The sequence below is a fragment of the Lunatimonas salinarum genome (genome assembly GCF_017811155.1).
Taxonomy (GTDB): domain Bacteria; phylum Bacteroidota; class Bacteroidia; order Cytophagales; family Cyclobacteriaceae; genus Lunatimonas; species Lunatimonas salinarum.
This window is the reverse complement of record NZ_JACVCV010000005.1, coordinates 104,315-124,702: the sequence shown is the minus strand read 5'-3', so window position 1 is coordinate 124,702 and position 20,388 is coordinate 104,315. Positions and strand designations below refer to the sequence as shown.

Genomic DNA, 20,388 nt, shown 5'->3' with positions numbered 1-20,388 from the left:
ATCAAAATGCTCCGTACAATTTACAAAATGAAAAAAATTACTGTTAGTGCCTTGCTGATTGTGGCGGCCTTCTTAGGTCTCGGCTTTTCGTCGTTTGGGCAAAATGTAGCCGGAAGTTACCAAATCACCGGAAAGGTAACCGATAAGTCCCAAAATCCGGTATCCTATGCATCTGTTATACTAGTGGAAGCTGAAACAGATAAGAACGTGGCAGGTGCTGTTGCAGACGATGACGGTGAATTTTTCATCACCGGATTTAAGGATGGTAACTATCGACTTCGTGTATCTTTTATGGGATACAATACGTCCGAACCTATCGAGTTGAAAGTCACTCCGACCAGTAATTATTTCAATTTAGGCGAAATACAGTTGGTAGAGGAATCGGTAGCTCTTCAAGAAGTGGTCGTTCAGGGGCAAAGACAACTGATTGAAGAGAAAGTGGATCGAACCATTTACAATGCTGAAAATGATTTAACCACCGCAGGGGGCGATGCCTCCGACGTTTTGCGCAGGGTGCCAATGCTTTCTGTGGACCTTGATGGAAATGTTTCCATGAGGGGCAGTAGTAATATCTTGGTATTAATAGACGGTAGGCAATCGGCAATTGTAGCAAACAACATCGCTGAAGCGTTGAAGCAGATTCCTGCGGAGGAGATTAAATCGGTAGAGGTAATCACTTCCCCCTCGGCAAAATACGACGCAGAAGGTACGGGCGGTGTGATCAATATTGTCACTAAGAAAAATAAGCTTCAGGGCGTTTCCCTGAATATCAATAGTAGCGCGGGCTTACGCGGGTCCAATTTGGGGGCAAACGCAAGTGTTAAAAAGGGGAAAATGGGATGGAGTCTGGGAGGTTTTGGGCGTTCTGGCTACAATATCTTGGGCAGCTTTGAAAACGAGCAGACTCTCCTCGATCCCAATGGAGCCAATACCCGTATTTTGCAGTCTGCAGATACAAGAAATAACATGTTGTTTGGAAGGTACAATCTGGGCTGGGATTACGATATTAATAAATACAACTTTCTGACCGCCTCATTGAGCGTAGGTGTAAGGAACATGCGGAACCGGCAGGATGGACTATTGACCGATACCTATCGGGAAGAAGAACTACTCAGCTCTTTGCTCCGGGATGTAAACACGGACAACTTGTCCAATACCATCGATTTCAATTTCAATTACACCAAGACATTCGAAAAGCCACAGAAGGAATTTGCAATCTCCACCCTATATAGCAGAAACAACCTGACGAACGATTTCACCAATAGCCTGTACAATTCCAGCTTTGATGAGATTATCTACCGCGTAAGAAACGACAATGCAGGTATCAACGAAGAATTTACTATTCAATTGGATTATGTAACTCCCTTAGGATCTGGTGGTGATCAAATTTTGGAGTACGGAGCCAAAAATATTTTGAGAAAGGCGGTCAGTGATTTCGCGTACTTCGAAGCAGATGGACCCGGGGCACCATTCGTTCAGAATGAAAATGTCACGTTTTCCAATCAGTTTAATTACGACCAAAACGTAACCGCAGGATATTTGTCGTTTACCCAGGCTTTTTTGGAAAATTACACCTTAAAGGCTGGTCTACGGTATGAGTACACGACTATTCAGGCGGATTTCAGAAATTCGGATTTACCCGCAAATATCCCTGATTACGGAGTTTTTGTGCCGAGTGTGAATCTAGGCAGAAAGCTTTCCAACGGTAACATGGTAAAGGCTGCCTATAACAGGCGTATTCAGCGTCCGTCCCTTACTTTCCTGAATCCAAACATACAGGCAGCCAACCCACTACAGATTACGCAGGGTAATCCGTTGTTGGATCCTGAATTGACAGACAACTATGAGATGTCCTATAGCACGTATATCAAAGGATCATCGCTCAATTTTACCAGCTACTATCGAAATACGACAGGATCTATTCAACCTTTGCGAACCGTTCAAGACGATGACGTGATATTTACTACCTATGAGAATATCGGTAGAGAACAGGCGTACGGGTTGAGCGTTTTTTCAAACGTCAATGTGTCCGGCAAGTTTTCCATCAACGGCAGCGTAGATACCTATTATGCGAAATTAGACAACGGTCTGGAGGATCCTCTATACGCAGCTCAAAATGAAGGTTTTGTGGTGAGTGGCCGATTGTTTGGAAATTACACCCTGCCAAAAAACTGGCAGATCCAAGCTTTTTCATTCTATAGAGGCCGGGCAGTACAGTTGCAGGGTACCGCCGGAGGGTTTGGGATCTACAGCTTGAGCTTGAACAAGCAGTTTAACGAAAAACGCGGCACGATAGGGTTTGGTGCGGAGAACTTTTTTACTACCGAGTTTAAGATCCGAAATGAATTGTATACACCAACCATCATGCAGCAAAGTATCACCTCCCTTAGAAACATGAACTTTAAGGTGAATTTCTCCTATCGGATAGGCAAACTAAGTGTGGATGGCGGTCAGCGCAGAAAGAAGCGAGGCGTCACTAACGAAGACCTTAAGCAACAGGGCGGAGGTACCATGATTGAGAATTAAAAGAGTTTGGGATTGAGTTTATTAAAAAAAAAAGGCTTCCGCGTGGAAGCCTTTTTTTTAGTTCCGGATTTGGAGCTAATACTAATCCCTGTAAAGCACTTTTTTGACTGCCTGAATCGTTCGTTTGGCATTAGGTAGGGTTGCTTCGATATAGGTTGGAGCATAGCTCAATGGCACATCCATGGAGTTCACCCTCAGGATAGGGGCATCCAGGTAATCAAATGCCAGGCGTTGAATGTTAAATGCCAGGTCTGTGGCAATGGAAGATAAGGGGTTTGCCTCCTCTACAATTACGCAGCGGTTGGTCTTTTTTACCGACTGTATAACCGTATCGTAATCGATAGGGCGCACGGTTCGCAGGTCTATGATTTCCACCTCGATACCGTCTTTTGCCAACTCCTCTGCCGCTTCGTAAGCAACTTTGATAATTTTACCGAAGGAAACGATGGTCACGTCTTTTCCTTTACGTTTTATGTCGGCCACACCAAGTGGAAGCAAGTATTCGCCCTCGGGTACTTCACCTTTGTCACCATACATCAGCTCAGATTCCATGAAGATGACAGGATTATTGTCCCTAATGGAAGCTTTCAACAGTCCTTTCGCATCATAGGGATTGGAAGGTACCACCACCTTTAGGCCGGGCGTATTGGCGAACCAATTTTCAAAGTTGGAAGAGTGCGTAGCGCCCAATTGGCCTGCATTTCCGGTTGGGCCACGAAATACGATTGGTACCGAATACTGACCTCCGGACATCGCATACATTTTTGCCGCCGAGTTGATGATTTGGTCTATGGCTACCAGCGAAAAGTTGAAAGTCATAAATTCAATGATGGGCCTTAACCCGTTCATTGCTGCCCCGACCCCCAATCCAGCAAAACCAAGCTCCGATATCGGTGTATCGTAAACCCTATCGGGGCCGAATTCGTCCAACATCCCTTGGCTTGCCTTGTAAGCGCCATTGTATTCGGCCACCTCTTCACCCATCAGAAAGACGTTTTTGTCCCGTCTCATTTCTTCCGACATGGCGTCCCGAATAGCGTCTCTAAACTGTATTTCTTTCATGTATATGCAAAATTATCTATGGTCGTAAAAATAGAAAGGAATCTCCCAATAACCAAGTTCAAGCGGCTAATTAACTTGAATGCTTCCGACCCTACCCGCTTGCTAGGTTGCAAAAATCCAGTATTTGATTTTTATTGTAGCAAATCCTCCATAAACATTAAAATATGCCTATTTCGGTTGCATTGATTTCGGATACCCATAGCCACATGGACGATGGCATATTGACCCATTTGGAAGAGGTTGATGAGATATGGCACGCTGGGGATATTGGTGCTATCGATGTGGTGACCCGTCTGCCAAAAGGGAAGGTCCTACGCATCGTTACCGGCAACATCGACGACAAAGCAATGTGTGATCATTTTCCCGGGGAACTGTATTTCGAGGTAGAAGGGCTGAGCGTACTTATGCTGCATATTGGAGGCAGTCCCAAAAGGTATGCCAAAGGGGTCAAAGACCGTATTCAGTCATCGGGTGCCTCCTTGTTTGTATGTGGGCACTCCCATATTTGCAGGGTCGAATACGATGCACAGTTGGCCTGCTTGTACATGAACCCAGGTGCAGTAGGGCTTCAAGGGTTTCATAAGGTGAGAACCTTACTGAAATTTACGGTTCGAAATGGAAAAGTTTGCGATTTGGTAGTGGTGGAACTTGGAAAAAGAGGAATGCCCAGCTCTAAGTAAAGAAACCGGGCATTCAATGAAAGGCATTTTCCCCAGGCGGAACCTTAGGAAAAACTTTTTTTGATTTCCTCCACATCTACGTTCTTGATTACAGGCTTCGCATTCAACTGCTTGATTTTAAGCACTCTTGTGTTTTGTCCCTGTCTTTTTCTTCTCAGCTTTCTTTTTAATGTAGTAACGGCCATTGCTATTCAGGATTACAAGTAAGTTCAAATGAGGGGCAAAGATAGTGTAATAATCGGATATCTCCATGGCATTTTTGGGAAAAATAGGAGGGATGTAAAAGGAGGTAGCCAAACACTGTTTATTTAATGAGGCATTTGATAACTTTGGCCAAAATTTGTGATCGATGAGTATTTCCAAGCCCAGTATCCCGAAAGGCACCCGTGATTTTGGCCCCATTGAGATGGCCAGAAGAAACTATATTTTAGAAACCATCAAAGATACGTTCCGCTTGTTTGGGTTTCAGCAGTTGGAGACTCCAGCGATGGAGAGCTTAGCTACACTGACTGGGAAGTATGGAGATGAAGGAGATCAATTGCTTTTCAAAATCCTCAATAGTGGAGACTATCTGAAGCAGGTTACGATGGAGGATCTTGCGCAGGGTGCGCCTTCGATGCTTCCAAAGATTTCCGAGAAAGGGCTGAGGTACGACTTGACGGTACCCTTTGCGCGCTTTGTGGTGATGAACCGAAACGAACTTGTTTTTCCGTTCAAGCGATTTCAGATTCAGCCGGTGTGGCGGGCCGATCGCCCCCAGCGAGGGCGATACAGGGAGTTTTATCAGTGTGATGCCGATGTGGTGGGCACTGATAGCCTTGTCTGTGAAGCGGAAATACTCCTTATGATTAAGCGTGTTTTTGCCACGTTTGGGTTGGAAGAATACACCATTAAGGTAAATAACCGGAAAATCTTGACCGGATTGGCGGAGGTTATCGGAGCGCCTGGCAAAGAACAGGAGCTCTGCGTGGCGATAGATAAACTGGACAAGATCGGTTGGGAGAAAGTTCGTGAGGAGCTTTTTGAGCGTGGATTTTCGGTTGAGGCCACGGAAAAATTAGCTCCTATGGTGTTGAGACAACCTGATGGGAATGCCGAGTCTATCGCCTTTTTCAGGGATCTAATGAAAGATAGTGCAGTAGGTTCAAGAGGTGTTTCGGAGTTGGTAGAGGTTTTTAGCCTGTTAGATAAACTTGGCGGAGAGCAAACATTCATTCAGTTCGATCCCATGCTTGCGCGTGGACTGTCCTATTACACCGGTGCGATATTTGAGGTGAAAGTAAATAACGTATCCATTGGTTCGGTAAGTGGTGGAGGTCGTTACGATAACTTAACCGGCGTATTTGGGCTTCCGGGTGTGTCGGGAGTAGGCTTTTCTTTTGGAGTGGATCGGATTTATGATGTATTGAACGAACTTGGGCTTTTTCAGGACTTAAGTGAATCTCCCGTAAAGGTGATGATCGCACACTTTGGTCCAGAAGAAATGGCTTTTGGGCTCGGAATCTTGTCCAAGCTGCGAAATGCCGGTATAGCATCGGAGATTTTCCCGGAAGTGGCAAAGATCAAAAAGCAATTTGTGTATGCGGACAAGAAGCAAATTTCTTATGCAATTGTTATAGGTTCAGAGGAGATGAAGTCTGGAAAAATTACCCTCAAAAACCTAAAATCCGGAGAACAGCAAACGATGGATTTTGACGGAGTACTAGCTGAACTGACATAAAAAATGCGGTCAAATTAACTTTTGACCGCCTCGCCTGCTAATCCACTTTTGTGATGGACTGGATGGGGATGCATACACCGCCTTTTAGTGTGATAAATTGCGAGCCAACACACCATATGGTTGTTTCTATCTGATAGGCTCTTTTATTTTCAGCCTCAAAAGTAATGGAAACTTTGCTTTTTGAACTGTTTCCCAATATTTGAGCTCGGTGAAGATCATGATTTCTTAGTTTTTTTGCATCCTCATCAAGCAGCACATCTGTTTTCGAGAAGCTGATTTCTCGAACAGCCTCCTTGTCAATCTTTAAAATTTCTTTTTCGTAATTTTCCATATAGTCGTTGGTTAGGGTTGTTTTTGAGTAATTGCCTTACAAACTTTTCTTACGGTAATCTATCAAATATAGTTTCAATCACTTTTATAATTTATTTTATCCATATAATAATATGTTCTTATGGATAATTTGGAATTAAATTTTAGTTGTCTCCCATGCCCTACATTTGATTTGTTTTATATTTGTAAAAAAAGATAAACCCCAAGCGTATGTTTGATATCATGTCGATGATGAATAAGGTCAAGGAGGCCCAGGCAAAAATTAAATCTGCACAGCAGGAATTGATCCACCTGAGGGCGGAAGGAGAAGCCGGTGCGGGCATGGTTCGGGTGGTGGTAAACGGGGAGCGGAAGGTTCTGGACATGTTTATAGACGATTCGCTCGTAAATGCAGCCGATAAGGAAATGATGAAGGACCTTATCGTGGCGGCAACGAACTACGCCATGCAGTCCGTTGAAGTGAAAATCAAGGAAAAAATGAAAGGTGCTACTGAGGGTATGATGCCCAACATCCCAGGGATGGACTTTGGCAATATGTTTTGATGCGCACTGCCGCGATTGTTATCTTGAATTACAACGGAGAAGCCATGTTCCGCAGGTTTCTTCCATCCGTTGTTCAGCATAGTGTCTTTGATATTGTAGTGGTCGATAATGCCAGTACTGATGGTTCGGTGCCATTCCTGGAAAGCCACTATCCAGCTATCAAAATAGTGACACTTCCCAAAAATGGTGGTTATAGTGGGGGGTACAATGCTGGATTAGCCCAGTTGAAAGGCCAATACGCCTATTATATTCTTTTAAATTCCGATATTGAAGTAACTCCCGATTGGGATCGTCGGATGATTCACTTTTTGGAAGCAAAATCAGAGGTCGCAGTAGCACAGCCGAAAATGCTTTCTTGCGTACAAAAGGGCTATTTTGACTATGCCGGAGCTGCGGGTGGCTTTTTAGACGCTTTTGGTTATCCCTATTGCCGCGGCAGGATTCTGCATACGTTGGAACAGGACCAAGGACAGTATCAAATGAATGTACCCCTTGACTGGGCATCAGGTGCTTGTTTCTGTGTGCGAGCCGAGGTTTTTCATACATTTGGGGGGTTTGATGAGCATTTTTTTGCACATATGGAGGAGATTGATTTTTGCTGGCGAATACGAAGGAGGGGATGGCAGATTGCAGTCAATCCGGAGGTCGGTGTATTTCATTTAGGTGGAGGTACACTAAAAAAAAGCCATCCGAAAAAGACCTACTTAAATTTCCGAAACAGCCTTTTTATGCTGTATAAAAACCTTTCTGGTTTAGCATTTTTAAAAGTATTTGCCATGCGCATCGTTCTGGATTTTGGGGCGTTGGTACATATTGCTTTTTCGAATGGGCTGGCGCACAGCTGGGCCATACATAAGGCATACGTGCATTTCCTACGAGACCGGCACTTGATGAATAGAGATCACATGAGCTTCCCCTCCCAGATATCAACCAAAATAGGGGGGGTAAGAAGCATCATTTTGGCTTACTATTTGCGTGGCAAGACCAGATATACCGATATTCCTTAGTCAAAAAGGGCCGGGTTTGCCATTCTTCTGAAATATTTTTTGAGTTTCATCATCATGGCCAGACTTACGTATAGGATAATGGGCGATCCCAACGTAATAAATGACGTATAAATGAAAAACAACCGGATACTATCTATGGGGAAGTTGAGTTTTTCCCCTAATTTTGAACAGACACCGAAGGCGCTCTCCTGAAAGTACAGTTTGATCTTTTCCATATAGCGATTAATTAGACGGTAAACTGGAGCAAATAAAAATTCAACATTGAAGATAACCTCGACAACCTACGTTTGTTATGTTAAAGCCGACAATTCATACGATTCTTTTTTTTCTATTGCTGTTTTCTTCCTGTAGCGTTCAGCAAGTTATAAAAAAAGTTGAAAATCAGAAAATCACTTTAAATCCGGTTCCCTTGGAACGATATGGTGATTCCGTCCGATTCGAACTCAGGGTTTCCCTACCCAGACAAGTCTTCCATAAGAATGCAAATTACAAATTGATCCCCGAATTTCATTATGGTAGCCGCGCCGTGGTCTTTGATGAGACCACTTTTGTTTTCGAAGGAGCAAAGATCGAGCCATCTGTTACTCCGGAAAAGCGCCAAAAGTTTTCTATGCGTTTTGAAGACGGTATGGAGTCAGGGACTTTGGAGGTCTATGGCATTGCTTACAATAATAGCGGATGGTACCAGAGGCGTACAAAAAGCACGGTGATCGCCCGAGGAGTAAAGAATACGCCTTCACTTACGCAACTGGGGCAGCGCTATGAATCGGGTGATGTTTTTCAGATAGGTATGTACGTTCCCTTGGAAGGAAGGGATAGCTATGGTATGTTTCAAGACGGCTGGCGGACTTTTAAAGATGCACTTCAATCCTACAGTGGAATAGGAATGGATGAAAGGGCCCAGATTATGACGCTTATACAAGGAAGAGGGGATTTTTCGTACAAAGAAAAGCAACTGCAAGAAAGTCCGCACTATGTGGCGTTGAGAAGAGAGGTTATTTTGCGTATTCCCAACTTGACTTCCGGCTTGCCAGCGATTCAGAAAACACCGATGGAGATATCAATAATGGCCCATCACATTCGAAATAATAACGCTGTTCCTCAAGTGCTTACCGAGTCTGAACTGGCTTATGCAGCGGCCAATGAGCCACGTCTATCGGAGAAAAACAAACTCTACTTTGCGATGGTAAAGGGGTATCCCAGTGTGTTTTCATGGAATAACCTAGGGGTAACTTACCTCAACATGTACCAGAGGGAGGTTGATAAAAGTAAAAAGATTGGTTTTTTGAGTGCGGCACGTGATGCGTTTGAACGTGCAAACGGTATTTTTGAAAATCCCTATGCATCTTTCAATATCGCTATGATCGAAGCTTTACAAGGGAATTTCCTGGAAGCTTACCAAGGTTTTTACATCAGCATGTCTCTTACGCAGTCCGAGGAACTCCGAAAGCTGCATCAAGCCAAGCTGGGTGCCGTGTCTATTTTGAATGGAGACTACAGGCTTGCGGCAACTCATTTGAACCAAGGGGATCGGAATCAGGTCAATATGTTTAATAGGGGCCTGGCCTATTTGATGATGGAAGACTATTACAATGCCCTGACCGCCTTTGAAGACAGCGCTGTGCTGGAAATCGAAAACGGTTATCCTTTTTATGGACTTGCCTTGATTGGTGCTAGAAACGGAGAGGAAGATCGTTTTTTTGAGAATATCGCCAAAGCTGTTGAAAAAAATGAATACCTGAGGCAGCGGGCCATGGCAGACATGGAGTTTTTGTTTTTCCGTCAGCACGATCGGTTCAAAGATATTTTCCGATAGATACACCGGTACAAAGATGAAATTTTCCCGAAAGGTTTTGGGCGTAGATATTGGAGGGTCTCATATCACCGCCGGATGGGTTGAGTTGGAGCGACTCAGATTGGTTCCGGCATCGGTGGTTCGTCGGCCGGTAGATTCTTACGGTACAAAGGACCAAATCCTCTCTGCTTGGCTGGAGGTACTCTCATCGTTTCATCTAGCCCATGAGGATCAAATCGGAATTGCCATGCCTGCCCCATTTGACTATGGCGAGGGGGTGGCGCTACTCAAGGAGCAGGGAAAGTTTCGCCATCTATATGCTTGCAATGTAAAGAATCTGTTGGCTCAGGGCTTGGGTCTGCAACCTGCTCAAATTCATTTTTTTAACGATGCCGCTTCATTTTTACAGGGTGAGGCTCTTTACCAACGGATCCCTACCATACATCGGCTTATGGGTATCACGCTCGGTACTGGATTGGGTTCTGCATTCCGGTTTGGCGATCAAGCAATGGATGCGGCGCTCTGGTCTTCTCCCTTTAGGGGCCGGCAAGCGGAGTACTATTTGGGTACAGAGTGGTTTATCCGATATGCCAGCGAAACATGTGGGCGTGAAGGAATAGGTCCTAAAGAGTTGTTGGCCTTGGAGCCCGATGTAGCCAAGCAAGCCTTTAAGGAATTTGGAAGGAATCTTGCCGATTTCCTCGCAGGAATCATTCAGATGGAGCGAATCGATCAGATCGTCATAGGTGGTAACCTGGCCAAGGGGAGAGATTATTTTTATTCGGAAATGATGCAGGAATTGGAACGGCAACACAGGCTCGTGACGGTTCACTTCAGTCAACTGGGCGAAGATGCAGCACTGATCGGTGCGGCTAGTAATTGCATACGTTTACTTTCAGAATAACAGTATTATATTTATATATTTGTTCAAATTACTTGTGGGGTAGTTGCGCATGATAGCGTGTGCGGAGAAGTTTGTTTTACGTTAATTTTGATTTTGATGAAGATTCAGAAGGATTTGACAAAGGAGGAAGTTTTCGACGAGGTTCGAAATTGGCTAAAAGAGAAGGGGTTTGAGATCTTTAGTGAAGATTCTCAAAGACCATGGGGTGGGTTTTTTGTGATCAACGAGAAGCAAATAGAGGCGTTTCGGGCAACATTTTTTTCGGAAGTAGCCTTTTCTGAATTCCAATTAAAAAATAAGCTAAGCCCAAAGATACTATTGGTAGCACCAGAGATGCGCCTTTCTTGGCAATATCATTTCCGCCGCGCTGAGATATGGAAGCTTATCGCGGGCGAAGGTGGGATTATCCGAAGTGAAACCGATGTAGAGGGAGATTTGAACAAAATGGTGTTGAATGAAGTAATTCGCCTAAGGCAAGGCGAACGACATAGGTTAATTGGGCTCGACAACTGGGGAGTGGTAGCGGAAATCTGGATGCATACTGACTCTGAAAACCCCTCTGACGAGGAAGATATCGTCAGGGTGCAGGACGATTTTAGCCGGAAATAATTCCATGTAGCGAGGGAAGTTTGTTTGTCAAATTTCCCTCACTTATTTTTTGATAAATTGCCGAGGTATTATTTGATTAATTTGGAAACCGATGCCCCCCCCTTTGGATCGTTGATTTCCAGGATATAATCTGCAATTTTGTCTCCCTGTTTTACACCCTCTTCTATGGCATCGCGGAAATGAATACCTCCATATAGCCGGGAAATCGCAGCTTCTTCGGCGGCCTGCATGAACGAACTGAATGCCCGCTCCGGCAAACCAAAATATACTTCGGAAGTATCTATAAAATTGAAATCATCACCCAAATAGGCGGATAACACCCGGGCACTTACCCTAGAGATGACACTGTGACCACTGGTATATTCCGGAAAGGGGGGCGTTTGGAGTAGAGGTTGCCATGATTCATCCAGGTATTTATTGATGGCAGTGATGGGCCTTATTCGATCGCTGCGGTATTTCTCCGACCAGCAGCTGACGAAAGCATCATGAAGGGAAAGGGCCAGCAAAGTATGTATATGAACGGTTTCGGCAAAGGTAAGCCCCGCCTGTTGGCTCGCAATTCCCGTTATACCTATCCAATGACCGCCAGGCGAAATTTTTTTGATTCCAATGGCCATGTGGCCACTGTAGGCGACGAAAAACGGGTTGCAGTCCCAAAAATTTGCGATCAGCTTCTGTTCTTCTGTTAGGGCAGCAGTAACTTGGTATACTTCTTCAGTCAGCAGGATAAACGGGCTATTCCGATCTTCTGAAAAGGGGACCGGTGGAGCAGGATCAAACCGGGGTAGGTCATCCAAGAAGAACGTGCGGAGGGTACCCCACTCGGGATCAATGGCAGCCATATACGATGGAGGAGTAGGATACCAGCGTCCTTTTTCCGGGCTGGGGCTGTAGCGGCGAAGCGTACTGAGTTTTCGGTACCCATCGGTCGCCGCATACGCAATGACCTGATTTGCTTTGGCCTCTGCGTAAGCAATATGATCCGCAAGATGCTTTTTTTTGATCTTGCCTCCTTTGGTAAACTGTGTAATAAGAAGCTGTTGGCTTTCAGCTAATTTTATTCCTGATGGCATGATCGACTTTCCAACTTCAAGCATACTATAGATGGTACAAAATGCTGCATTCAAATCAGACACGTCTCCAGTAAAGGGCTTGTTTTCAAAGGATTCGTTCAACCGCCGGAACAAAGCCGGATCAACTTCATCGGGAACCAACTCAGCTTGAACAGCATAGGCTCCAAGGAGTATGTAAGCATAAAAACGCGCCGCGCCAGTAGGAGTGGCTACATCGGTCACCATCACATCGGTAGCAGAAAACAAATGCTCAATAAACAGGGTGACATCTTTGGTAGCCGGGGTTTCTATAGTTTCGACTCTTGCCATGACCTGTTCGGAGAGGCAGCTGATGATTGCCAAAAAAAGAAAACCAAATCTTCTCCATCTCATAACGCCTGCTGTATTAACGAGTTTAAGTATGGTAAATTTCGGGAAGGATCAAGTGGGACGCAGATCCTCCCCTTGGCTCAACTGATGGCCGGATTAGAAATTTTGGAATTATCCTGTTGAAATTGATGCTCCGCTACCAGAGAAATCGCTCCTAATATCGCTGAGTCGTCCAATTCGGAAACATAAATCCGTAAATGGTTCGAAATAGCTTTGTAGGGGAAAGTATCCACCGCCTGCATCATGGTTTTTTCAAACAAAGGGAAAGCCTTTCGAATGGATCCTCCGATTACAATGGCTTCGGGTGCATACGTGTATAGGATCCGGGTGATGAGTGTGCCGAGGTGTGTTCCATACGTGCTGAATGCTTCTACCCCCAGCGGGTCTTGATCTAATGCTCGTTTCGCCAGACGTTTGGCGCTCTCTCCATACTGGTCTTTGAAAAATTTGCTAGAGCAGTAGTCTTCAAAGGTCTTGTCGAGGTAACTAACCCCGCCCCATTCTCCTGCTCCACAAATGTAGCCTGTATAGAGGTGGTTATTGGCAATGATTCCCGTGCCTATACCGGTTCCTAAGGTAATACCTACGACATGACGGTGAATTTTAGTTGGGCCGAAATGATACTCTCCTAGTGTGAAGCAATTCGCATCATTATTTACCACAACAGGCACATTAAACCGGCTTTCCAGAAAGTCCTTCATTGGCACTTTTTGAAAAGAAGGAATATTGGCTAAATTATATACGATGCCCCTGTCAGGATCTACTAATCCCGGTATTCCGATTCCAATGGCTTGGAAGCGATAGGGGAGGTAGTGGGAAATCTGTTCAGCAATGGCCTCGAGGATGTATTCCTGTGATTCGGAATGAGGTGTTTTGTTCTCCAATCGCTCAAAGATCAACCCATCGGCGTTAAGCCCTGAGCTGATTTTGGTTCCTCCGATGTCTAACCCTAAAACGTGATTTTTAGCTATCATCTGATGTCTATTCGGCTGATTAATCGGCGGCAGTTCCACTTTGTAAGCTTGGTATAACCACCAGATTTTTGGCCTATTCGTTTTTAAAACAAAAAAGAACTGAGAACTTACCCTGCCAGCAACCATCCGGCAGGGTAAGTTCCCCTTTCTTGGCATGATCCTTAGGATCAGAACATGCCTTCTGTAGATTTCTCCAGCTCTCTTGCCTCACGCAAAAATTCGTCCACATTCATCTCCCTGAAGAAAATCAGTCCATGGCTTGAGCGCACTTTTGCGGTATCGTGTTGGTAGAAATAGTTTTTCCCAAGAAGTAGCTGAACGTCGCTCAACTGGTTTACCCAAGTATTTTTGGCCAGGGTACTGAATTTGCCATTGTGGGCATAACTTGGGAACGAAGCGTTTACCTGGCTTAGGTAGCAGTTGGAAAAGGAATCCTCCATCACAGACATGTCACCGAGTGAAACCGGTACGATCACGTTGGCCTCTGCGGCATCAAATTTAAACCAAACGTTTCGGTATCCGATTACTTTGAAATTACTCAGATCTTCTTCTTCTCCCCATTGCCTGACGGCCTCAGCGGTAGCTTGTAATACTTTGTAGTGCGTGTCCGGACCGCTTCCCTCCGGATCCAAGGTTAGGCTAAGTTTGGTAGGGCGGATTTCACGGAGCATGTTTAAAATGGGCTCCACATCCCGTTTTTTGTCGGGTTGCTCGGTGAAGATATCACCAGTATAGAACCCGAGGCGTAGATGGTGCACGTTTTTTACCTGAACACCAAAGTGTGCCCAAACCAACTCTTCCTCAAACTCCCGGATCATACCTTTCAGCGTCTGTATGTTTTTCGGATTTTTCTCCCCATCGTAGGAGTTTTTAAGAACGGTGATGATCTCGTTGATCTGATCGCGAAGCTCCATGGGCGATTTTACACCATAGATAAACACGATGGCTCTCACTACCCGGTGGCACAGACCTCGTAGACGTTCGTCTGCATTTTCAGAGGCTACGTTGGTCAGGTAATGGTACACATCTTTGTCCATTTTTAGCTTGTAGCCGGTATCAAAAAAGTCGTCATACTTCACCATCTGAATCCGCCCTTCATCCAAAAACCGCTTTGTGTTTTTCAGGGTGTCTATTACGAAGGAATTGGTTACCGCCGTGAATCCTGAAGTCAATACAGCAAAGTGAGCTGAGTTGGAATTTTCATGGAGTTGTTTAGTGATATGGGGCAAGATGCCCAGCGAAATATCGTCGTGGTGAGGCCCCGTATGAAGTAAAACCTCATTTTTTTCTTCCGCAAGACCACGGTCTATTTTTGCGCTGATGCTTTTGATTACCTCCTTGGCCGTTCGTTCATTCAAGGTTGGAATTAGCGCAGTATATTTGTCGTTTCTAAGGTCTTCCAGTGTGATGCGGTGACCATATTTCCGCAGCTTTTTACACAGATCCAGCACGGCTCGTTCTGTTTTGGTCTCAGACCATTCCCCTTGGGTGTAAAAGCGTTCCACACTATCTTCCAGCTTAACGGCAGCTCCTTTTGTAAGGTAGAATCTGCCTGCTTTCAATTTTTGAAGTACCGTGGCCGGATAGAGGTTGGTCATCTCGGATTCCAGGGAGCTTTTTACGATCGGTGCTTTGGCCTCTCCCGCCGCAATGATTATTGCCACTGCCTCGGGGTTGTGTACGATGGTGTCAAGGCCAATAGTGATCACCAATCGGTTTGCCGAAATTTCAATGCCGCCCAGATCTCCGGCTGCAACAGCCTGTGTTTCGAAATTCGTTTCAGTCAACCGTGTGGTTGAAAAAAGGTCAGAGCCACGTGTGTTAAATGCGATGTGTCCGTCGGGGCCAATGCCTCCTAGGAAAAATCCAATTCCGCCCTTCGCTCTTATTTTGGCTTCATACTCTGCACACCACTTGTCTATTAGGTAAATGGACTCTTGCTTTTGCTTTTCACTCTCGGTGTTGGCTTCTCGGAAGCGTAGTGACAGATCCACTTTGAAGTCCGGAAACACTTCTCGGTAGGATTTCCCTTTTGCGAGGGGTATCTCGTCCGAATTGATCAGAAGGGCTTTTTTTGGATCCAGTCCGAAACCTTCTATGTAAAATTTATTTACATAATGGTAGAAGCTGTTTTTTTGAGAAGAGGAAATAGGGTAAAACTCGTCTATCTGAACAAATTGCAGATCCTTCAAAACCGGCTTTTTGACGTTTTGAAGGTTGTATTTTTCACGGATTTCCATTCCCTTTTTCTTGTCCCAGTTTTCCAGAAGAAACTGCGTCCATTTGATGAAGTATTCCGGCGTCTTTCCGGTAGGCAGGCTGATCACACCGTTTGGATTGTCAGCAGCCCACTCTAAAAACCGACATGCAGTCATCAATCCCAATTTTGGGAAATTGTCCACAATCAGGTAGGGGATTTTGCTGGTGATTTTTTCCACCCCGGACTCTTTCAAAAAGGCTTCTTCAGCAGGTGATAAAGGATAGTTCGCTAGCATAATGCAGATTTATTTTTTCGTCTTCTCTAATTGGTTCAATTGTAGTTGATTGTGTCTTCGAATATGTGTTCGTTGACAATAGCTACAGCACCCATCAAGCCCACTTCGCTTCCCAATTTGGATAGTTGGATCTCGGTTTTTTCGCGAAGTTTCGCCATGCTGTAGATATTCAGCGCTTGCTGTATAGGCGTGGTAATGTACTGACTTGCTTCGGCTATCGCACCACCCAATATGATGAGTTCCGGATTGAGCAACTGAATCAATATGGCGATGCCTCTGCCTAAGTCCAGCCCCACATCTGAGAGAATCCCGATTGCACGTTGATCTCCCGCTATAGCCGCCTCCACTACCGTAGACGGATCCAGTTCCTGTCCCTTTGCCTGCGCCATCTTTGCCAATATCGACTCCGCATCCAATGCAATGGCCTCTTTGGCCAACCTGATAACTGCCGTACCGGAGGCCACAGATTCCAAGCATCCCCTTTTTCCGCAGGAGCAAGAGATGTCTTTGTTATCAAAAAGGGGTGAATGACTAAATTCTCCCGAAAAACCGGAAAATCCGCGGTAAAGCTTGCCATCTATGATGATTCCCAAACCTATTCCCCAGTCAACAAACATCCCGAGTACATTCTTCAAGTCTCCCTTTTGCCCAAATTTAAATTCGGCAAGCGTTTTGGCCCGGGCGTCGTTTTCGATAAATACCTTACGGCCGAATCTACCTTCCCAAATCTCTGTCAGACTTTTCTTGGAAGACTTAAGGTAAGTATGGTTGAATCCCGCCGTTCCGTCTACCAAGCCTGGCATGGTAATCCCGATGGCAATGATTTTTTCATCGGCAATTCCAGATCTTTGGATAACTTCTTGGCCAAATTCGTAAATCAAGTCGATGGTGACTGCCTCGTTGTTTAATGGGATATTTTTGACGAAGATATCGGTGACGCGTTGATTCTTGGTGTTATATACTGCTGCTTTTCCGGAGAAGCGGTTTAAGTCAATTCCTACAACGTAAAAGGAATCCTCGGAAAGTCCATATAGGTCAGGTTTTCTTCCTCCCTGTGATTGCCCCCGGCCCTCCTTGACCACAATCTTTTCGTCAAGTAGATCGGAAAGCAATAAATTAACCGTGGGAAGGCTTATGCCCACCATTTGGCAAATATTACTGGCTGTATTGCTACCGCCGGTATATAATTCCTTAATGATTCTAATTTTATTGATGTAATTTTTTATCTCAACTACACCTTCTTTTTTGTCTAATACTACTTTTGGGTCTATTAGATTCATGCTTGTTTAAAATTAATGCAAGTTAGTAAAAAATTTTATTAATCAATATATACTTAAGTTAAAATATTTTCCAACTTTTCATTTAAATTTGGTCAGTCGTTTGTAGGCAGTTTCCGACAGTTGTATCCGATAGCTCGATGATGGAAGTGGTTTAATTGAGGCCGTACCTATTCGGCAAGCGATGGATAAAATTACTAAAAGAAAAAGTAATTTCTAAAAAAAATGTTTTTTCGATGCGAATTCAGATCAAAACCTTTAAAATTTAACGTATGACCATGCTAGGTAGAAGAAAATTTTTAATAAAAACGGTAATTGGAGCTGGCGCTGCCTTTCCTCTTGCCATAGCAGAAGGCTCATTTGGCAAACCTGTTGGGAAAGGCAGTATGCCGCTTATATTATCCACCTGGGACCATGGGATGGCAGCCAACGAGCGTGCATGGGAGGTGCTTAATAGTGGTAAGTCTATTGTGGATGCGGTAGAAGAAGGGGTTAAGGTGACGGAGAATGACTTGGACAATCTTTCCGTGGGTCTTCAGGGACTACCGGATAGGGAAGGTATTACCACGTTGGATGCTTCGATTATGCGAGGTGATGGTGCCTGCGGGGCGGTGGCCTTTGTTCGACAGGTGAAGCACCCCATTTCATTGGCAAGGTTGGTTATGGAGAAGACCCCCCATGTGATGTTGGTAGGGGAAGGAGCACGCCAATTTGCACTTGCCGAGGGATTTCCAATGGAACAGGAAGTGTTGAGTGAAAAGGCTGAAAGAGCCTATCAGAACTGGAAGAAGACTTCTGAGTACAAGCCGGTAATAAACATCGAAAATCACGATACCATTGGCATGATTGGTATGGATGCCAATGGGAAAATGGCAGGATCCTGTACCACCAGTGGTTTGGCTTATAAAATGCACGGGAGAGTAGGCGATAGCCCCATCATTGGGGCGGGCCTTTTTGTAGACGACGAAGTCGGCGCAGCTACCGCCACAGGGTTGGGTGAATCCATTATCCGAATCAGTGGAAGCTTTTTGATCGTGGAATTGATGCGTCAGGGCAGGAGTCCGCAAGAAGCCTGTGAGGAAGCAGTAAGGCGACTTGTCGCAAAAAATAGTAATATTGAAAATATCCAAGCTGGATTTCTGGCTTTGAATAAAGACGGAGAATTTGGCGCCTACGCCGTTCATCCGGGATTCAATTTTGCACGGCATGCCTTGGGAGAAAGAGGCATGGTGAACTCGGGCAGTCATTTTAAGCGAAAATAGGAGATGATACAATTGGAAGTACCCGTCTATACGGTGGAAGCAGCCCTGCTTGCCGCCAAACACGGGGCTGATCGGCTGGAACTGTGTGCAGATGTGGGAGAGGGGGGGACTACCCCCAGTGTGGGATTGTTGACCTATTTAAAAGAGCGGGTTTCGATCCCGATTTTTGTGATGATCCGACCGAGGGGGGGAGATTTTTGCTATTCGCCCGAAGAGGTGACGGTAATGGAGTATGATATCCGTTTGATGGGGATGGCAGGGGCGGACGGTTTTGTGTTTGGGATACTTGATAAGGATGGGGCAGTCAATGCTGCCGAATGCCGCCGTTTGATAGCTACTGCCGAGGGTAAGCCTTGCACCTTTCACCGGGCCATCGATGTGTCAAAGGATCTGATGGAATCATTAGATACGATAATACGCTGCGGTTTTCGCCGGGTCTTGAGTTCGGGAGGTCGAAACTCGGTGGATGAAGGATTTGATAATTTGAAGGAGATGTTCGAAGCGGGTGGTGACGCTATCACGGTGATGCCGGGAGGAGGTACCCGTCCGGAACACTTGAAGGAACTTGCCCTGACCGGCCAATTAAGGGAAGTACACAGCAGCTGCAAAGCCTACCGGGAATCCACAAGTACCTTTTTCTCTCCCTATGTTCAGCTTTCGGCCGATCCGGAGGGCTTTCGGTGCTTGCTCACGGTTTCTCCTGACAAGGTTTTGCAGTACCGGCAGGCAATCAAAGCCGTAGCCGGTTTCGGTTAAGAGGTTGCATTGGGGCGCTTTATCTGGATTTAACCGGTCTTTTGTTGGTTTATTTGGTCGTTTTTTGGTAAATTAAACCTCTAACAAAAAACCCAAATAAAGCCATGGTAAAGAGTTTTCAAGGAGTACGGGAGATTCCCGTCAAGAATGGAAGGGATCAGAAGATCCTAATAAAGGACTTCATGACGGCCAATGTGATTACATTCCATCCCGATGACACAATAGACTACGTAATGGAAGTACTTACCCGAAAGAAAATTTCCGGGGGGCCGGTTCTAGATAGTATGGGACAATTGGTAGGCATGATTTCGGAAGGGGATTGTCTTAAGGCAATCTCAAAGGGGCAGTATACAAATACCCCCAGATTTCCGGCTCCGGTTTCGGAACTGATGACTAAGGAAGTGATCACCATGCATCCGGAGCTGTCTATTTTCGATGCCGCCCAGGAATTTCTGGCGCTAAAGATCCGGCGGTTTCCGGTGGTGAAAGACGGGAAATTGCTCGGACAGTTGAGTGTCAGTGATATTGTAAGGGCAATGGCAAAGCTAAAGTCCGCTACGTGGTAAACCCCATCACCCATTGTTAATTTATTCATAATCGGCTGCCCGAAACGGGCGGCCGATCCATTTGTCCGATCCGCCCTAGAGCACATTGGAATCTGCGGGGCTACTTAGGTTTTAAATAATCCTGTTGGCTTCCTGGTTTTACCCAAAAAAGGAAACCGGCGATTTATGCCTTTCACTATCTAAAACGCGGTAAAATAGCCTAAGAAAGGCAGGTTCTCGGTCATTTTACCTAGAAGAATTGATTTGTCATCATCGCCATTCAGATACCACAAAGCCCTTCTGACGTGTAGGCTGTGTGATGCCTCTGAAATTTTTGTTGTAACCCAGAAGAAGGGCGTCCTTATGGTTCAGCGATTCAGCGCTGAGCTTCCATTTCCAAAATGAGTCGGGGGCCTGTAGATGAAGCTGTATCCGAATGGCAACTTGCATCCTCCGCTAGT

19 protein-coding genes are annotated in these 20,388 nt (G+C 45.3%); 11 read left to right on the top strand and 8 right to left on the bottom strand.

All coding sequences use genetic code 11. From position 1 onward, the window contains the following. Positions 1-27: 27 nt before the first annotated feature. On the top strand, positions 28-2,526 hold the full coding sequence (locus IAQ59_RS07635; RefSeq protein ID WP_245189491.1) for a TonB-dependent receptor: 2,499 nt from the start codon (positions 28-30) through the stop codon (positions 2,524-2,526). 81 nt (positions 2,527-2,607) lie between these two features. On the opposite strand, the gene IAQ59_RS07630 is transcribed toward IAQ59_RS07635, so the two are convergent. Continuing rightward, positions 2,608-3,588, bottom strand: coding sequence for a pyruvate dehydrogenase complex E1 component subunit beta (locus IAQ59_RS07630; RefSeq protein ID WP_209330203.1), 981 nt, complete (start codon positions 3,586-3,588; stop codon positions 2,608-2,610). 164 nt (positions 3,589-3,752) lie between these two features. Between IAQ59_RS07630 and IAQ59_RS07625 the strand changes: the two genes are divergently transcribed. Together IAQ59_RS07625 and hisS are read left to right on the top strand one after the other, a co-directional pair. Next, positions 3,753-4,268: a metallophosphoesterase family protein gene (locus tag IAQ59_RS07625; protein ID WP_209330202.1), complete on the top strand. Its 516-nt coding sequence runs from the start codon at positions 3,753-3,755 to the stop codon at positions 4,266-4,268. Between the two features lie 349 nt (positions 4,269-4,617). Beyond that, positions 4,618-5,988 (top strand): histidine--tRNA ligase, encoded by a 1,371-nt coding sequence (hisS, locus tag IAQ59_RS07620; RefSeq protein ID WP_209330201.1) that lies wholly within the window; start codon positions 4,618-4,620, stop codon positions 5,986-5,988. Between the two features lie 37 nt (positions 5,989-6,025). On the opposite strand, the gene IAQ59_RS07615 is transcribed toward hisS, so the two are convergent. After that, positions 6,026-6,319 (bottom strand): hypothetical protein, encoded by a 294-nt coding sequence (locus IAQ59_RS07615; protein WP_209330200.1) that lies wholly within the window; start codon positions 6,317-6,319, stop codon positions 6,026-6,028. Between the two features lie 209 nt (positions 6,320-6,528). On the opposite strand from IAQ59_RS07615, the gene IAQ59_RS07610 reads away from it, so the two are divergent. Continuing rightward, the gene (locus tag IAQ59_RS07610; RefSeq protein WP_209330199.1) at positions 6,529-6,861 is read left to right on the top strand and encodes a YbaB/EbfC family nucleoid-associated protein; all 333 of its coding nucleotides are present in this window, start codon (positions 6,529-6,531) and stop codon (positions 6,859-6,861) included. Continuing rightward, complete coding sequence (locus tag IAQ59_RS07605) at positions 6,861-7,868, top strand: glycosyltransferase family 2 protein (protein ID WP_209330198.1); 1,008 nt, start codon at positions 6,861-6,863, stop codon at positions 7,866-7,868. Before IAQ59_RS07610 ends, IAQ59_RS07605 begins: the two co-directional genes overlap by 1 nt. Here IAQ59_RS07605 and IAQ59_RS07600 read toward each other — a convergent pair. Continuing rightward, the gene (locus IAQ59_RS07600) at positions 7,865-8,083 is read right to left on the bottom strand and encodes a PspC family transcriptional regulator (RefSeq protein WP_209330197.1); all 219 of its coding nucleotides are present in this window, start codon (positions 8,081-8,083) and stop codon (positions 7,865-7,867) included. The genes IAQ59_RS07605 and IAQ59_RS07600 overlap by 4 nt on opposite strands. A gap of 194 nt (positions 8,084-8,277) precedes the next feature. Here IAQ59_RS07600 and IAQ59_RS07595 point away from each other — a divergent pair, with 194 nt between their 5' ends. From IAQ59_RS07595 to IAQ59_RS07585, 3 genes are all read left to right on the top strand, one after another. Next, positions 8,278-9,684 carry a hypothetical protein gene (locus tag IAQ59_RS07595; protein ID WP_209330196.1) on the top strand — a complete coding sequence of 469 codons (1,407 nt, stop codon included), beginning with the start codon at positions 8,278-8,280 and terminating at the stop codon, positions 9,682-9,684. Positions 9,685-9,700: 16 nt separating this feature from the next. Next, the gene (locus IAQ59_RS07590) at positions 9,701-10,567 is read left to right on the top strand and encodes an ROK family protein (RefSeq protein ID WP_209330195.1); all 867 of its coding nucleotides are present in this window, start codon (positions 9,701-9,703) and stop codon (positions 10,565-10,567) included. 96 nt (positions 10,568-10,663) lie between these two features. After that, positions 10,664-11,176 (top strand): cupin domain-containing protein, encoded by a 513-nt coding sequence (locus IAQ59_RS07585; RefSeq protein WP_209330194.1) that lies wholly within the window; start codon positions 10,664-10,666, stop codon positions 11,174-11,176. A gap of 68 nt (positions 11,177-11,244) precedes the next feature. Here the strand turns inward: IAQ59_RS07585 and IAQ59_RS07580 are convergent, their stop codons facing one another. The 4 genes from IAQ59_RS07580 to IAQ59_RS07565 all read right to left on the bottom strand — a co-directional run bounded on the left by IAQ59_RS07580 (position 11,245) and on the right by IAQ59_RS07565 (position 17,367). Beyond that, positions 11,245-12,621: a vanadium-dependent haloperoxidase gene (locus IAQ59_RS07580; RefSeq protein ID WP_209330193.1), complete on the bottom strand. Its 1,377-nt coding sequence runs from the start codon at positions 12,619-12,621 to the stop codon at positions 11,245-11,247. A 77-nt stretch (positions 12,622-12,698) separates the two neighbouring features. Further along, a complete protein-coding gene (locus IAQ59_RS07575) occupies positions 12,699-13,592 on the bottom strand; it encodes an ROK family protein (protein ID WP_209330192.1) in 894 nt (297 codons plus the stop codon). A gap of 167 nt (positions 13,593-13,759) precedes the next feature. Beyond that, positions 13,760-16,087: a PIG-L family deacetylase gene (locus IAQ59_RS07570; protein ID WP_209330191.1), complete on the bottom strand. Its 2,328-nt coding sequence runs from the start codon at positions 16,085-16,087 to the stop codon at positions 13,760-13,762. 35 nt (positions 16,088-16,122) lie between these two features. After that, positions 16,123-17,367, bottom strand: a complete 1,245-nt coding sequence (locus IAQ59_RS07565) for an ROK family transcriptional regulator (protein ID WP_209330190.1) — start codon at positions 17,365-17,367, stop codon at positions 16,123-16,125. Between the two features lie 275 nt (positions 17,368-17,642). Here IAQ59_RS07565 and IAQ59_RS07560 point away from each other — a divergent pair, with 275 nt between their 5' ends. From IAQ59_RS07560 to IAQ59_RS07550, 3 genes are all read left to right on the top strand, one after another. Further along, the gene (locus IAQ59_RS07560; RefSeq protein ID WP_209330189.1) at positions 17,643-18,626 is read left to right on the top strand and encodes an isoaspartyl peptidase/L-asparaginase family protein; all 984 of its coding nucleotides are present in this window, start codon (positions 17,643-17,645) and stop codon (positions 18,624-18,626) included. A gap of 3 nt (positions 18,627-18,629) precedes the next feature. Then, positions 18,630-19,382: a copper homeostasis protein CutC gene (locus tag IAQ59_RS07555; protein WP_209330188.1), complete on the top strand. Its 753-nt coding sequence runs from the start codon at positions 18,630-18,632 to the stop codon at positions 19,380-19,382. A 104-nt stretch (positions 19,383-19,486) separates the two neighbouring features. Continuing rightward, the gene (locus tag IAQ59_RS07550) at positions 19,487-19,948 is read left to right on the top strand and encodes a CBS domain-containing protein (protein ID WP_209330187.1); all 462 of its coding nucleotides are present in this window, start codon (positions 19,487-19,489) and stop codon (positions 19,946-19,948) included. Positions 19,949-20,197: 249 nt separating this feature from the next. Here IAQ59_RS07550 and IAQ59_RS07545 read toward each other — a convergent pair whose 3' ends face one another. Beyond that, positions 20,198-20,377, bottom strand: a complete 180-nt coding sequence (locus IAQ59_RS07545) for a hypothetical protein (protein ID WP_209330186.1) — start codon at positions 20,375-20,377, stop codon at positions 20,198-20,200. Between the last annotated feature and the right edge of the window lie 11 nt (positions 20,378-20,388).